The organism is Acinetobacter sp. YH16053, assembly GCF_013417035.1.
Taxonomy (GTDB): Bacteria; Pseudomonadota; Gammaproteobacteria; order Pseudomonadales; family Moraxellaceae; genus Acinetobacter; species Acinetobacter towneri.
In genome coordinates, this window is record NZ_VPEP01000006.1 from 1 (window position 1) to 14395 (window position 14395).

14 protein-coding genes are annotated in these 14395 nt (G+C 39.1%); 8 read left to right on the top strand and 6 right to left on the bottom strand.

What is annotated here, in order from left to right; all coding sequences use genetic code 11:
• Positions 1–457 precede the first annotated feature (457 nt).
• The 6 genes from bfr to gmk form a co-directional block, all read right to left on the bottom strand.
• Positions 458–922, bottom strand: a complete 465-nt coding sequence (bfr, locus tag FTV43_RS06875; protein WP_019836166.1) for a bacterioferritin — start codon at positions 920–922, stop codon at positions 458–460.
• Positions 923–1172: 250 nt separating this feature from the next.
• A complete protein-coding gene (locus FTV43_RS06880) occupies positions 1173–1367 on the bottom strand; it encodes a bacterioferritin-associated ferredoxin (protein WP_178866789.1) in 195 nt (64 codons plus the stop codon).
• A gap of 175 nt (positions 1368–1542) precedes the next feature.
• Complete coding sequence (locus tag FTV43_RS06885) at positions 1543–1923, bottom strand: RidA family protein (RefSeq protein WP_179995178.1); 381 nt, start codon at positions 1921–1923, stop codon at positions 1543–1545.
• Between the two features lie 121 nt (positions 1924–2044).
• Positions 2045–4147, bottom strand: coding sequence for a bifunctional (p)ppGpp synthetase/guanosine-3',5'-bis(diphosphate) 3'-pyrophosphohydrolase (locus FTV43_RS06890; RefSeq protein ID WP_179995179.1), 2103 nt, complete (start codon positions 4145–4147; stop codon positions 2045–2047).
• Positions 4148–4369: 222 nt separating this feature from the next.
• Positions 4370–4651 (bottom strand): DNA-directed RNA polymerase subunit omega, encoded by a 282-nt coding sequence (gene rpoZ, locus FTV43_RS06895; protein WP_004809957.1) that lies wholly within the window; start codon positions 4649–4651, stop codon positions 4370–4372.
• Positions 4652–4727: 76 nt separating this feature from the next.
• Positions 4728–5351 carry a guanylate kinase gene (gmk, locus tag FTV43_RS06900; protein ID WP_004974513.1) on the bottom strand — a complete coding sequence of 208 codons (624 nt, stop codon included), beginning with the start codon at positions 5349–5351 and terminating at the stop codon, positions 4728–4730.
• Between the two features lie 133 nt (positions 5352–5484).
• Between gmk and ispH the strand changes: the two genes are divergently transcribed.
• The 8 genes from ispH (at position 5485) to FTV43_RS06940 (ending at position 14355) form a co-directional block, all read left to right on the top strand.
• On the top strand, positions 5485–6435 hold the full coding sequence (ispH, locus tag FTV43_RS06905) for a 4-hydroxy-3-methylbut-2-enyl diphosphate reductase (RefSeq protein ID WP_179995180.1): 951 nt from the start codon (positions 5485–5487) through the stop codon (positions 6433–6435).
• Between the two features lie 163 nt (positions 6436–6598).
• Positions 6599–7087, top strand: coding sequence for a GspH/FimT family pseudopilin (locus FTV43_RS06910; RefSeq protein WP_179995181.1), 489 nt, complete (start codon positions 6599–6601; stop codon positions 7085–7087).
• Positions 7087–7632: a type IV pilus modification protein PilV gene (gene pilV, locus FTV43_RS06915; RefSeq protein ID WP_179995182.1), complete on the top strand. Its 546-nt coding sequence runs from the start codon at positions 7087–7089 to the stop codon at positions 7630–7632. Before FTV43_RS06910 ends, pilV begins: the two co-directional genes overlap by 1 nt.
• Positions 7632–8603, top strand: coding sequence for a PilW family protein (locus FTV43_RS06920; protein WP_179995183.1), 972 nt, complete (start codon positions 7632–7634; stop codon positions 8601–8603). Before pilV ends, FTV43_RS06920 begins: the two co-directional genes overlap by 1 nt.
• A complete protein-coding gene (locus tag FTV43_RS06925; protein ID WP_179995184.1) occupies positions 8604–9374 on the top strand; it encodes a pilus assembly protein in 771 nt (256 codons plus the stop codon). It begins immediately after the preceding gene.
• Positions 9375–9396: 22 nt separating this feature from the next.
• A complete protein-coding gene (locus FTV43_RS06930; RefSeq protein WP_179995185.1) occupies positions 9397–13458 on the top strand; it encodes a pilus assembly protein in 4062 nt (1353 codons plus the stop codon).
• A gap of 13 nt (positions 13459–13471) precedes the next feature.
• A complete protein-coding gene (locus FTV43_RS06935; RefSeq protein WP_179994089.1) occupies positions 13472–13924 on the top strand; it encodes a type IV pilin protein in 453 nt (150 codons plus the stop codon).
• A complete protein-coding gene (locus FTV43_RS06940; protein ID WP_179994090.1) occupies positions 13918–14355 on the top strand; it encodes a type IV pilin protein in 438 nt (145 codons plus the stop codon). The genes FTV43_RS06935 and FTV43_RS06940 overlap by 7 nt, the downstream gene beginning before the upstream one ends.
• Positions 14356–14395 lie beyond the last annotated feature (40 nt).

Here is a 14395-nt window from a genome sequence, read left to right on the forward strand (position 1 = left end):
GACTGGCAGTACTTTTATAATCATGAACGACCTCATATGTCAGTAAATGGTTGTCCACCTATTTTTAAACAATAACAAGGCTTTAGATTTTCTACCCATTAATTCAATTAAAAATGGGGGTATTACCAGTTCACCGCTGATTGGTTATGCATGTGTAGATATTGGCGAGGGAATACGCCGTCACGATCATCATCAACATGCTATTTTTTATAAAAAACAGGATTATGGAATTTTTATTATTCGGATATTGCATCAACAGATGCAACCCATGAAACATTTTTTTGCGTTATAAATACTTTTTTATAAATCCAAGAATTTAAAATGCGCATAAGTAAAATATATTGATATTGAGAGCTTCTTCATTAGAGATAGGCAAGATACTGAATTTTAGGTAAAGTGCCCCAAAAAACAAAAGACTGGAAAACCAGTCTTTTGAGTTATCTAAACCAGATGAATCTTAGAGTTGGCTTTGAATATAGTTTTCAATACCCACAGTTTCAACCAAATCAAGCTGTGTCGTTGCCCAGTCTAAGTACTCTTCTTCTTTCTCCAGAATTTCCTGAACCAAATCACGGGTTACATAGTCCAATTGTTGCTCTGCCAAAACCACCGCTCTTTGAATCGCTTCAATATTTTCTTGGACTTTACGCACATCGCAGTTTAAAACTTCAACTGTATGCTGACCGATATACAATTTGCCCAAGTGCTGTAAATTTGGCAGCCCTTCTAAAAATAAAATACGTTCAATAATTTTGTCAGCATGTTTCATTTGACGAATCGACTCTTTATATTCAGCCGAGCCGAGTTGTTCAATGCCCCAATCATTAAACATACGTGAATGTAAAAAATATTGGTTAATTGCAGTCAGGTGATGATACAAAACTTGGTTGAGTTGATTAATCACATCACGATTGCCTTTCATTGCAGCACTCCATCAACAATTTCTGCCTTAAACCGCTTAAGGCAATCTATGCTTCTATCTTAAACAAGACTGGGCAAAATGGCGAGTGATTTAGGGAACCGCAAATGAAAATCGCAATCAAAAACAATTGGCTAGGCAATGTGGAAAAATGTAAGCCAAGAAAAACCCGCTGTAGTCGGAAGCGGGGGAGGAAAAACACGGTAAAAAATTAAAATAACTAAATGTGGGAATGTATTGGAAAATACGAGCTTTATGCAGCAATAGCAAGACGAGAAGCAATTTGAGCAATTTCATCACTGATGATGGCACGAGTTTCAGGTGCACAGCGACCACAGCACGTACCTAAATCAAACATATCGCGAATTTCACGATAGCTCTCTGCACCATTGGCAACGGCTTCTTTGATGTCTTGATCTGTAATACCACGGCATAAGCAAACGTACATGAATGCAACCACAATAATTGAAATAAGATAAGTGTTATTATTGATAATTATTATCGTTTGTCAATAAAAATCATTTGAAAAGTCATTTATTGTAATTGGGTTTTTGAATTAAAAAATGCCACTTAATAGGTGGCATCGTTTATTTGTTTTTAAGTATTTGAATGATAATGACTTATTAATTGATAATCACAACGCCATCCATTTCAACTAAAGCACCTTTAGGTAAGCTGGCCACACCTAAGGCTGCACGCGCAGGGTAAGGTTGTGCAAAATATTCACCCATAATCTGATTGACCAATTGGAAGTGAGATAAATCAGTCAGAAAAATATTTAGCTTGGCAATATCGGCCAAAGAGCCACCAGCCGCTTCGCAAACGGCCTTTAAGTTGTCAAATACGCGGCGAATTTGCGCTTCAATGCCTTCTACCAATTCCATGCTATATGGGTCTAAACCAATTTGACCTGATAAATAAACAGTATTGCCCACTAAAATGGCTTGTGAGTAAGTACCAATTGCTGCAGGTGCATTTTCAGTATGGATGACTTGGCGAGACATTGATTTCTCCTAAAATAATTTATAAACATCATAGACCATCAGACTGCATCACAGTAGTCTTATTGGTAAATAATGCGAAAAGTAGTGTCTGTACTGTGTAGGCGAATTGCCTTGCCAAGCCTTAACAGGCTTTGGCTTCTTCGGCAATGCTAATTGGACGCGCTAAACGGCTAATCCGTGGGAAACCGTAGTGCATACGCAAATCACGAATAATTTTGGCAATTTGCTTACGGTTATTGACCACAATATTCACATAGGTTTTGCCTTCGTGGCTGCGCACCATCTCTACCCCAGTTTTCGCTTTACGGCATTGATAGATCAAATCGGAAATTTGTTCGTCATTCATATCCATATCAATGCTGAGGTAAGCGGTAAAACTCACGTCATCGACATCTTCCGAAGTCCACTGTAGCGGCATGATATTTTCAGGATGTTGATGTTGCTCATGCAGTAAGTTGTTGCAACGCGCACGATGCACAATCAAGCCACGGCGTGACAAGTTGCCCTGAATCGGGTCGCCTAGCACAGGGTTGCAACAGTGTGCATATTTCACGTCAATGCCTTCTGTGCCCTGAATCAGACGGTCAGAATGTTCGCTGCTGTCCTGATCGAGAGCGTAAATGTGGTTCGCCACCAACTGCGGTAATAAATCACCGACTGCAATTTGCTCAAATAAACGGTCTTTGGAGTCAATGTGGCGCCATTGCAGAACATTTAACCAATCTGCTTCGGTTAGGTCTTGAATCGAGTGATTAAACAATTTTAGCGCACGGTTCAGGGCTTGCTGCCCCACCAAACGCTGTTCTTCAATATCCTGATCACGCAGAATGTTTTGTAAGGCACGACGGGCTTTTTGGGTATTAATAAAACTCAGCCAGTCTGGGTTTGGTGTGGCTAAAACATCGGTGATGATTTCGACCACTTGCCCGCTGATGAGTGGCGTCGAAAGTGGTTTGCTTTCACCATTAATTTTTGTACCGACTGCGTGGTTACCTAAGAACAAACTGGCTGCATAAGCAAAATCTACTGCGGTGGCACCTTGCGGCAATTCATGTAAATGTCCGTGCGGGGTATAAACATGAATTTTCTCTTGATGTAGATAATCTAGTAAATCGCTAAATGTGGTTTTGGCACACTCACCATCAATCAACACGTTCAAGCTTTGCATAGAGGCTTGGATGGCAGAACGGCAGGCTTGTGGTGCATTTTCACCCAAGACTACGCCAAAACGTGCAGCTTTACGCATCAATTCAGTTTGAATGGTGAGTGATAAGGTGGTTTGTTCACCTTTTAGACGCATCATGAGTGATTGGTTACCGCCTGGCAGAGGGCGACGGATATGATCTTCATAATGCAAGACCTGAAAGCTGTCACGTAAAATATCGGCCAAACGGTCACAGTCGGCAATGCTTTGTAAAATAATTTCAAAGGCGTGGCTGTGGGTCAGTTCTTGTAGATCAATATCGTTTTTAACAAAGTGGCGCAGTAATTCAATATTGTTATTTTTCTTTTTAATCCGACCGGTAATTTGATTGTCTTGGAGTAGGTCGGCAAGGTTTTGTTCCCATTTGGACTGGTATTCACAGCGTTTTGGCTTGGTGTGCAAAAGGGCGGCTTGCACATCGTTATACATATCTAAATCAAGATTTTGATAACACAGATGTTCAAGGTTATCCGCCATTTCATTCATACCCACGATACGTGCCATAGGTACAAACACATCAAAGGTTTCTTGGGCAATGCGTGCGCGTTTGTCTGGTCGCAGTGCATCTAATGTGGTCATGTTGTGATAACGATCTGCTAGTTTCACAATAATGACACGTGGGTCCTGTAAGGTGGCTTGCAGAATTTTACGGAACGAAGCGGCTTTGTTGTATTCCTTGTCGCTAGAATGGCTAAGTTTGGTCACACCATCGACCAGTTCGGCAACGGTGCGTCCAAATTTTTCTGTGATGTCATCTTTGCTGTAGTCAGTATCTTCAATGACGTCATGCAATAGGGCAGCAATGAGCGTGTCGGCATCCAAACGCATGTGCGCCAAAATACAACTGACCGCAATCGGGTGTAACACATACGGTTCACCACTTTTACGGGTAACGCCATCATGCGCATGCTCGGCATAATCGCAAGCCGTAAGCACCTGTTCGACTTCACTTACGCTAAGGTAAGGTTCGATCATGGCTTGAAGCTGTTGTTTGGCTTGGCTGACCATCGTGCCTGGCATATAACACCCTTTAAAATACAAGTGATAACGAATCTACAGTTAGACCTTATAATGAAAAGCATATTGCATGACTTGTCAATTTTTTTCGTACCAAAACATAAGGTCATTAGACCATTTAAAATTAGGTCTTAATCCTTATGTTATAACGGTTTTTAGCGCAAGATTAAAGTTCAGACAACAAAAAAGCCTAGTAAAAAACTAGGCTTTTTCAGAAAGTCGTTCTTATTGGAAAGAAAAACCATCTAAATTCAAATTATTTGCAGAAAGTGCAAGGTCAAGACTCGAAGTTTGATAATCTTGATCACGTTGTTTCAAAATGTCTTTAGAAACGTGACCTTCTGCAATTTCACGTAAAGCAACAACGGTAGGTTTGTCGTTGTCCCACTCAACGGTAGGTTCTATGCCTTGACGTGCCAATTGACGCGCGCGCTTGCTTGCCACTAGTACAAGCTCAAAGCGGTTGTCTACATGGTCTAAACAATCTTCAACGGTAACGCGTGCCATAAGAATTCTCGTTCGAATAATAAATTTAAACAGACTGTGCAGTATAAGGTGCTTTGCTTATAGACTCAAGTTTTAATCACGCGCTTGGCGGGCTAATTAACTTTTGAATCAAGGCTTGATGACGATGTGCCTGCTGTGCCATCACCAAACGATTGGCGGTAATCACAGATTCTAAATCGTGCAGGGCCTTATTAAAGTCATCATTAATAATCACATAGTCAAAATTGACATATTGCTGCATATCTTCAACTGCGCAGCCTAGACGATGCTCAATCACATCGACAGCATCGGTGCCACGGTTAGATAAACGCTCGCGTAAATCAAACTGACTTGGTGGAAGAATAAAAATTTGCTTCGATTCAGGAAAAAGATTGCGTACTTGCTGAGCGCCTTGCCAGTCAATTTCAAGTAACACATCGTGACCTTTGGCTAACTGCTCTTTAACCGTGGCTTGCGCGGTGCCGTAATAATTGCCAAATACTTCTGCATACTCAATAAAACCGCCCTGTTCTACCAAGTCGATAAAATCTTGTTTTTGTGTGAAGTGATAATGCACACCATCGAGTTCGCCGGGACGTTGACCACGTGTTGTGTGAGAAACTGAAACGTGTAAATTATTCACACGCTCAAGCAGGGCTTTAACAAGGGATGTTTTGCCTGTTCCTGAAGCGGCAGAAACGACAAACAATAGACCCGACATGATATTTTTCCTGATATGATAAAATATCTTCTCTATTTTAGAGTAGACGCCCCTTAAACAAAATAGCCAAGATGGCTTTTGTTGGCATAAATTTTAAAACATCCCACCTATTAACTTCAACATAGAGGGTTCTATGGAAATTGTATTGGCGAATCCACGTGGTTTTTGTGCAGGTGTAGACCGAGCAATTGCGATTGTAAATCGTGCCCTTGAGTGTTTTAACCCACCTATTTATGTGCGTCACGAAGTGGTTCACAACAAATTTGTGGTAGATGACTTGCGTCAGCGCGGTGCGATTTTTGTCGATGAGCTGGACGAAGTGCCAGATGACAATATCGTGATTTTTAGTGCACATGGCGTATCTAAAGCAGTGCAGCAAGAAGCGGAGCGTCGTGGCTTAAAAGTGTTTGATGCCACTTGTCCGTTGGTCACCAAAGTACATATTGAAGTCACCAAATATGCGCGTGAAGGCACAGAGGCGATTTTAATTGGTCACGAAGGACACCCCGAAGTTGAAGGGACGATGGGGCAGTACGATAAGAAAAATGGCGGCGAAATTTATTTGGTAGAAGATGAAGATGATGTGGCTGCGCTTGCGGTTCAGCATCCAGATAAAGTGGCTTTTGTGACGCAAACTACTTTGTCGATTGATGATACTGCCAAAGTAATTGATGCCTTGCGCCAAAAATATCCTAATATTCAAGGACCACGTAAAGACGATATTTGTTATGCCACTCAAAACCGTCAGGATGCAGTGCGTGACTTGGCCAATCAATGTGATGTGGTGTTGGTGGTGGGTTCGCCAAATTCATCTAACTCTAACCGTTTACGTGAGTTAGCCGAACGTATGGGGAAACACGCCTATTTGGTGGATAATGCAGACGAGTTGGAGCAAGCATGGTTTCAGCCGAATACAAAAATTGGGGTGACTGCGGGCGCATCTGCACCAGAAATTTTAATTAAACAAGTGATTCAGCGTTTGCAAGACTGGGGTGCAACTGCCCCTGAAGAGCTTGCAGGCCGTGAAGAAAATATTACCTTTAGTTTGCCAAAAGAGTTACGTATTCCTATAATACAGGCTTAAACTGCGAAGTACATAACACTTTAAAAAATTGATGAAAAATAGGCAGATAACTGTTGCATGACGGTTATCTGCTTTTTTATGCCTTTTATCCTGAAGTGTGAGGGTTTTGTAAAGTTGTTCGCTATTATTTTTAATAGGGCAAAGTCTGTGTCTTGGGGGGAGTATGCGAAAAAAAGAAAACGGGTTCACCTTAATTGAGTTGATGGTGACTTTGGCAATTATCGCAATTATTGCAACGATAGCTGCTCCAAATTTATCCAATTCGATTGAGAAAAGACAAATTGAGCGAACAACTACGGATTTCGAAAAAGCGCTTACACAAGCGCGGTCCGATGCGGTGTTAAGTCGTAAGAAAATAACAATTCATTTAAATGCGACAGGGGAAGATTCTCCAACTGACCGATATTGGACAATTCCAGAAGATGTAACATTAACATTTAATACGGCTAGTTGTGTTGGTAGTAGTTGGAATGTCTCTACAATCTCAGCCTTAACAACGATTGTCTTTTTACCCCAAGGTAATGTATCAACGTTGCCTACAAATTTAGAAATTAAGTTAGCTCGGGATAGTGTTAAGCGTTTTATTTATTTAACTAACTTTGGACGTGTTGCATCCAATGCAAAATCAGTTTTTGAAGGGAGCTGCCCATAATGAAAAAAATAAATCAAACGGGTATCGGCTTAGTTGAAGTCATTGTTGCACTATTACTTTTATCTATAGGTGTGCTTGGTTTTTCAATGTTGCAAATTAGGGCAATGGAAGCTTCATTAGATGCTTCAAAGCGGATCCAAGCAATGAATTTAGCACGTGATTTATCTGAGCGAATGAGAGCAAATAAGCAAGGATTAACTAAATTTACTGTGGGAGCAGATGATAGTGAAAAGATTGTGGATGCTTATACGAATGCATTGACAGGTAAATACTATATAACAAGTTATTCTCCACAATGTGCAAATACATCGAAATGTACTAGTGTTGAATTTGCCGAAGAAGATGTTAATCAAATTTTATTTAGGGCGAATACTTTAGGGATGAAAGTAGCTGTAAATGATTGTCCTGGTGCAGATACTAATAGGAACTGTGTATTTGTCGCATGGGGGGAAACTAATCCTGTTGATGGAAGTTCCGATACAAGTTGTACAAACGACGGTAGCTTTTTGTCTAGTTCAAAATGTATTGTTTTGGAGGCCTATTAATGAATTATTCTAAAGGTTTTACATTAATTGAATTAATGGTGTCCTTAGTTACCGGGTTAATTGTTATTGGGGCAGCCATGCAGCTGTTTTTAACTGGAAGTATTAACTACAGTTTGCAAAAAAACTTGGCTGAGCTGCAAGATAATGGAAACTTTGGCCTAAATTTTATTATTAAAGATATAAAGTTGGCGAATTTAGATGCTGATTTATCTGTTATAAATGACCGTAACAAATATAGTGGTATTGTTCTAACAAGTTTAAAAAGTTACTCCTCTTTAACACCTGAAGAATTAGAAGTTCAGTCAGCAAATCTACCTTTAACGTTAACGAATGCAACTGTAAATATCGCTAATTTATCTTTGGCTGATGTAGGGCCAAGTAATGTTGGTGATGGAAGTGATCAATTGGTAATACAGTATAAAGTCTTTGATCCTAATGGTTTTGATTGTGAAGGTGGTAGTTTTACTCAAGAAGAAATTGAGGAAGGAACGTTTGTAGTTCAGCGCTATTACTTGAGACCTGATGGAAAATCTTCTGATTTAGCTTTGGTCTGTGATGCGGGTCGTTATAAAACATTAGTGGCGACAGACAGTTTGCCTGCTGGAATTAGTGGTTTAGGGGAAAACAGCCAAATCATTATGCGACGTGTTGATTATTTTCATGTACTTCTTGGCGTGAAGCAAAATAATTCAGATGAGTTTAGTTACATGACAATTGACCAATATATGGGGGCGAATAATGTTTTAACTAAAGACGGATCCCCTCGACCACGGATCATGTCTATACAGTTAGGTGCTTTAGTGCGTGGTTTTGATTCAATTTCTGGCAATGATGCTCTACCTACAGCATTTCGAGTTTTAAATAAACAAGTGACATTAAATGATGCGAGTTCAAAAGAAAAATTTGCTCGAGAAGTTGTGAGTCAAACTGTAGCTTTAAGAAATGGCTATGGTCTCATGGAGGACCTGTAAATGAAGCAATATCAAAAAGGGGCAACGCTGATTGTTGTGCTGTTTGTGCTTATTTTTATGGTTTTAATAGGGACACTTGCTGTTAAACAAAGCTTAGTAGGGCTAAATGTTGCAACAAATAGTCAAGTACAAAGTTTAATGCGGCAAACAGCAGATGCCGTTTTTTTCTCACTTGAAAGAGATAATCAAAATTCAGCAATTTTTCAAAAGAACTTAAGTTCATTAGGTTTATTTGGAATGGTCAAATCGGATGCTTTTTTTAATAAAGAATTGGTGTTTTGCTATCGTCCAAAGACGCAGAATCAGGTTTTTAATATCCAAAACGCTAGTATTATTTATCCTACAGGAACTGATGATATTAATAATACTGAACTTGGTTCTACAGGTTTTTGTAAATACACATCAAATGATTACAGTAGTGGCCGTGATTTTATGATTTCACAAGTGGCTGTGAAAAAAAGCAGTTTATCAACTGATGTTCCCTTTAAATTTTATCCTTTAGGGACAGACGCATCTACAGTACAACTTGATCAAGTCCAACCAGTACAAATTATCGTAACAACGATCATACCGGGGGCAGCGAGTGGATCAGGGGCCGGTTGGGCAAGTTTTGATACACAAATCAATAACTGTTTTAAAAATCATATTAATGACAAGTCGACTAAATATCCAGATCAAAAAACGGTAGCAGAGTGTTTTAGTGATCTTGGTGTGCCTTATAGCCAGCAAATCATGGATTATGCCGTGATTAGTTATGCGTCCAAAAGTTAAGGAATTCTGGGGAGGTTTTATTATGAAAACTATATATAAAAAATTAACAGTTGCGGTTCATGCGGCCATCATGACGTCCTTAATTTGTTCCGCTTTGCCTACTTTCGCAAGTGACGTGGAACTATATAAAGCCCCGCAAAGCTCTGAAACGACTATTATGTTTATGATGGATGTTTCAGGGAGTATGAACTTTTGTGATAATGGATCAAGCACACCTAGCGCAAGTTTATGTACGGGAAGTAGGAAAACTCGTCTAGATTTATTAAAAGAGGGAATGACTAATTTATTGTTGGGTAATATCGAAAAAGGGATTGAGCCTTTACCCGATAAGTTGTTTGTGGGCTTGTCAGAATTTGGACATTATACAGGTCGTATAAAGTTAGAAGCGAAATCGCTAGGTTCATCGGATAATCTGGGAGTTAAAGAAGTCTACAGAATTGTTGTGCCTTCTACTTATTCAGGGACAAGAACTCAAACTAAAAATTCTGAAAGGGTATTTATTAGAACAAGAGATTTGTTGGCTACAGAGACTCAGACTAGAACCCGCGAACAGACTCGTCAAAGAACTCAACGAGCTAACGGTAATTGGAACAATTGGAGCCGTTGGAGCAGTTGGAGCAGTTGGAGCAGTTGGAGCAATTGGAGTAACGGAGTTTATACGGGAACTTGGGGTAGTTGGAATAATCCAAGCTGGAGTGAGACTAGTACAACAGCAACATCACCTTCGGTTGCAGTCATTAGAGGAGAGGAGCGCGTACAACAGTGTGTCGAATGGAATGCACCAACTGATAGTTCTAATTTATCCTGTAAAACTTGGGAAAACTCTACATTGCTGCCAGAACAAGTGAGCGGAAATTATACACTTAATACAAATATAGATAATAATTATACTTTTTCAAATTGGGCAGCAACAAATAGTTGGCAAGAAATATCATCTCAGACGGGTGGAACTAGTACATCCACGACAACGCCATATCAACAAGGAAGTACGACTACAACTACTGAGGATAGTGCAGTAATTCCATCATTATGTGGGAACGGTTGTCAAAAAGAAACAATAATACGTACAGCAACTCAAACAAGAACAATGAAAAAAGTAGAAACTGAACAAAGGACTGATACTAAGTCTGAACAGCGTACACAAACAGCGACGGCAGTCGCAGATCAAATAAAGACCTATACAGGTACTGCTTATGATACACATCGCAATAAGATGGTTCGTGCAGTGAAAGCGTTAAGTGCTGCCAATGGTACACCTACAGCATTTGCTTATGCAGAGGTGGGGGCCTATATGTTAGGCAAAACAACTAAAGATATTAATTATATCAGTGGGTTTAGTTCTTCAAATGGTCAAACCAATATTCAAAATGGGGATCGATACTTAGCACCAACATCCGTCACTAGTAGCAAGCAGTGTAATACTCAAGGCATTTACTTTTTGACAGATGGTGTACCTGAATATTCTTATAATGTTTCAGCAAGAGCCATCATGCGTAAATCCTTAGGTGACGATAGTTCTTTTAGCTGTTCAAATACTTATCTAGGTAAGAAAAGTAATTACTATGATAGTGGTGATAATGATGTAACAAATTGGCAGTGTATTGGTGATTATGCAAATAGGCTCGCTACTGGTACTACAAATCAGCCAAAAATTAAAACTGCTGTTGTAGGTTTCGGGGACTATATGTCAGGTACTGTAACAAATAGTGATTATGTCAATGATATTGCCGATGCCCAAAAATGGGGGGAAATCGGCGGTGGTGGTTTCTATCGAGGAAGTAATGATCAAGCAATTGTTGATAGTGTATTAGCATTCCTGAAAAAATTACAGAAGTACATTCCACCTGTAACTACGGGTTCAGTTACAGTGCCTGTAGATAATCTGGATACCCAAAATATTCAACCATGGGGATATTTCCCGCAGTTTGATCCACAGCCAGACTCACGCGTAACTACCTGGATTGGTAACTTAAAAAAATATGAAGTCAAAAATAATATTCTTCGTGATCGTGATAATAATAAGGTTGTAGATGAAGAAACAGGGGTGAGTGTAGATGATCCAAATGATTTCTGGGCAGATACCTCTATCAAAAAAATAATTACAAAAATTAAAATAGTTGATGGTAAAGAGGTTGAGGAAGATATAGAAGTTCGTGTAGGTGGAGCTTTAAGTCAACTTAAATTAGGTTTAACAGATACTAATATCGAGCGTAAAATTTTTACTGATCGAAAAATAAATGAGGATGGTACAGTTGCTACTGTGGGCGATAATTCTGATTTGTTGCAAGTAAAAACTGCTGATTTAAAGGTGCAAAATGATACGAATAATTTTGTGAAGGATCCGAAACGTGGTTATCTTGCAGCTTTATTTGGTTATGACATCAGCTCTGCTATGGCGAAACAGTTAGAAACTAGCCCTTCTAGTGGTATGGCACAAACTACTTTTGCTAACTTTTTAACAAATACGAATGCGACCTTGAGACAAATGGGCGCAGTCATGCATTCTAAACCGTTGCTGATCACACAAGAAGGTAAAACAAAATTTGATGCTGCAACTGGAGACTTAAGCTATGAGAGTCGAGACGATTTAATTGTATTTGGTACTACACAAGGTTTATTACATGTTGTCCGAGCAGGTAAAAATTCGACAGATTCCGATGCTGGTAAAGAAGTATTTACATTTGTGCCGAGTGAGATGATTGAAAAACAACATCAAGGCTTCTTGGATCAAAAACAGCAAGGTATTGATCTGAAATATGGTATAGATGGACCTTGGACGGCATATACAGAATATGCAACACGTAGTGGAACCTCTGCAACTGCACCAGTTGTAAGCGTTAAAAATGGTAAACAATGGCTTTATGGTGGTTTACGCATGGGTGGACGAAGCTACTATGCATTAGATCTATCAGATGTTACATCTACAAGTGGTACACCTAAAATTAAATTTAAAATTGACCCACAAAGTGCTGCAGCGTATAGCCCATTAAGTTATATGGGGCAAAGCTGGTCTAAACCAACACTGACATGGGTGAAGTGGAAAGGTGAGCGCAAATTAGTGATGCTTGTTGGTGGTGGTTATGATGATGCCTATGAGAATTTAAACCATAGACCAAGTTCAAGCAAAGATAAGGGTGCTGGTGTTTATATGTTTGATGCCGATGATGGTAGCCTTTTGTGGTGGGCAAGTTCAAATGTAGATACAACAACCGTAGATGCGACCCAAGTTGCAGATATGAAACGTAGTGTTGTAAGTCAAATTAAAGCAATTGATCGTAATAATGATGGATTAACCGATCATTTATATTTTGGTGACTTAGGTGGGCAGCTTTGGCGTGTAGATATAGATTCATCTAATACGGCTGGTGACAGTTCAAATTTTGCAAAACGTGTCGTTAGGATTTTAGATATGTCATCTGTCTCAAACGTACCGCGTTTTTATAGTACACCAAGTTTTAGTATTCATAGTTCAGGTAATGGTTTCTTTGGTGTAGTTACTATTGGTTCAGGGAATTTAAGTTTTCCAATGTCTGAATCAGATCAAAATGATGCACTATATGTAATCTACGATAAAGATGTTACAAAACGAAACTTATTTGTTTTAAAAGACTCAGAGTTATCTACTGTGGATATTAATTCAGAAGGAACTGATACAAAGCAATTGGTTGAAAATACAGATGGAAATACATCAACACCATTAACAAAAGGTGGCTGGTATTATCCATTAGCTACTAAAAATCGTATCTTAAACGATAATGTTGTCATTGATAATGATCTTTATACGAGTGTCTTTGATGCTACTGTAGATATTGATGATGTTAATTGTTATGGCGGTGTACGAGGGAAAAGTGTTGCTAAACAATTTTGTTTGCCATATGGACAATGTTTGAAGAAAAATAATGATGGAAACTATGAAAAGGAATCGCTTCCTGAGGATATTGAATTAGGTTTAGGTAATATTGGTATTAGTTTTGGTGGTATTGATAAAAAACGTGGATTAGTACTTAACTTGCCGACAGATAAGCCATTAAAGTCGTATCAAGGTAAAACGAAGTTTATTTCACAACGTTGGTACGAACGTTAATTAGGAGGATTCAATGAATAAAGAAAATGGATTCACTCTGATTGAGCTTATGGTTGTGGTGGTAATCCTTGCGATTATTGCTGCAATCGCTTTACCAAGTTACCAAAGTTATGTGCGGAAAAGTACCGAAAGTAAAGTGCAGCAAGAAATTCTTAAAGTTGCAGAACAACTTGAAAATTATCGTGCTCGAAATTTTAACTACCGAAATTTTGCTGCCAACTCTGTGCAAATGCCTGATGGATATAGTTTAGATATCTATGATATTGATGACACTTCAAAAACTTTGACTTCGGGCGTGCAGGGGCGAGGTTGGTATATTAAAGTTACACCCCCAGGTGATCCCAAAGATTATTACTTCTTAATGGGAAGTAATGGCTTAAAATGTAAGTCACATTTAGCAAGTGATGTTGATTTTAAGTGTGAGCCATGGGATGAAACTGGACCGAGTGGAAGTCAATCATGGTAAAAAATAAAAATGGTTTTACTTTAATTGAGCTGCTTATTGTTGTGGCAATTATTGGTATTTTAGCTGCAATAGCCTATCCAGCTTATACACAGTATGTAATCAAATCCAACCGGATTGATGTGCAAACAGAATTGGCGAGAGTCGCTTCAGTGCTGCAGCGTTACAAAATGTTGAATTCAAATTATTTAAAAGCTGGACAACCCTTAACGTTATCGGACTTAGGAATTTCACCAGATTATCCAAATTCAGCAAAAAAGTTATATGAGTTAGAAATTTCAAATGTCTCTGCTGGTACTTGGACCTTAACGGCAACACCTGAAGGAGCACAAGTGGGGAATGGAGAAGTAGTGTTGAATCATAATAATCAAAAATGCTGGACAAAAGGTTCCTCATGTACTCCTTCTGCCACCACCAACTGGGACGGCAAATAAATAAATTCAAACCTGCGGATAAATACGTTTAGATCTTTCA

Excerpts from the sequence above, each read along its gene's own strand:
- bfr (WP_019836166.1), bottom strand. The coding sequence starts at position 922 with ATGAAAGGCAATCGTGATGTGATTAATCAACTCAACCAAGTTTTGTAT.
- FTV43_RS06880 (WP_178866789.1), bottom strand. The coding sequence starts at position 1,367 with ATGTACGTTTGCTTATGCCGTGGTATTACAGATCAAGACATCAAAGAA.
- FTV43_RS06885 (WP_179995178.1), bottom strand. The coding sequence starts at position 1,923 with ATGTCTCGCCAAGTCATCCATACTGAAAATGCACCTGCAGCAATTGGT.
- FTV43_RS06890 (WP_179995179.1), bottom strand. The coding sequence starts at position 4,147 with ATGCCAGGCACGATGGTCAGCCAAGCCAAACAACAGCTTCAAGCCATG.
- rpoZ (WP_004809957.1), bottom strand. The coding sequence starts at position 4,651 with ATGGCACGCGTTACCGTTGAAGATTGTTTAGACCATGTAGACAACCGC.
- gmk (WP_004974513.1), bottom strand. The coding sequence starts at position 5,351 with ATGTCGGGTCTATTGTTTGTCGTTTCTGCCGCTTCAGGAACAGGCAAA.
- ispH (WP_179995180.1), top strand. The coding sequence starts at position 5,485 with ATGGAAATTGTATTGGCGAATCCACGTGGTTTTTGTGCAGGTGTAGAC.
- FTV43_RS06910 (WP_179995181.1), top strand. The coding sequence starts at position 6,599 with ATGCGAAAAAAAGAAAACGGGTTCACCTTAATTGAGTTGATGGTGACT.
- pilV (WP_179995182.1), top strand. The coding sequence starts at position 7,087 with ATGAAAAAAATAAATCAAACGGGTATCGGCTTAGTTGAAGTCATTGTT.
- FTV43_RS06920 (WP_179995183.1), top strand. The coding sequence starts at position 7,632 with ATGAATTATTCTAAAGGTTTTACATTAATTGAATTAATGGTGTCCTTA.
- FTV43_RS06925 (WP_179995184.1), top strand. The coding sequence starts at position 8,604 with ATGAAGCAATATCAAAAAGGGGCAACGCTGATTGTTGTGCTGTTTGTG.
- FTV43_RS06930 (WP_179995185.1), top strand. The coding sequence starts at position 9,397 with ATGAAAACTATATATAAAAAATTAACAGTTGCGGTTCATGCGGCCATC.
- FTV43_RS06935 (WP_179994089.1), top strand. The coding sequence starts at position 13,472 with ATGAATAAAGAAAATGGATTCACTCTGATTGAGCTTATGGTTGTGGTG.
- FTV43_RS06940 (WP_179994090.1), top strand. The coding sequence starts at position 13,918 with ATGGTAAAAAATAAAAATGGTTTTACTTTAATTGAGCTGCTTATTGTT.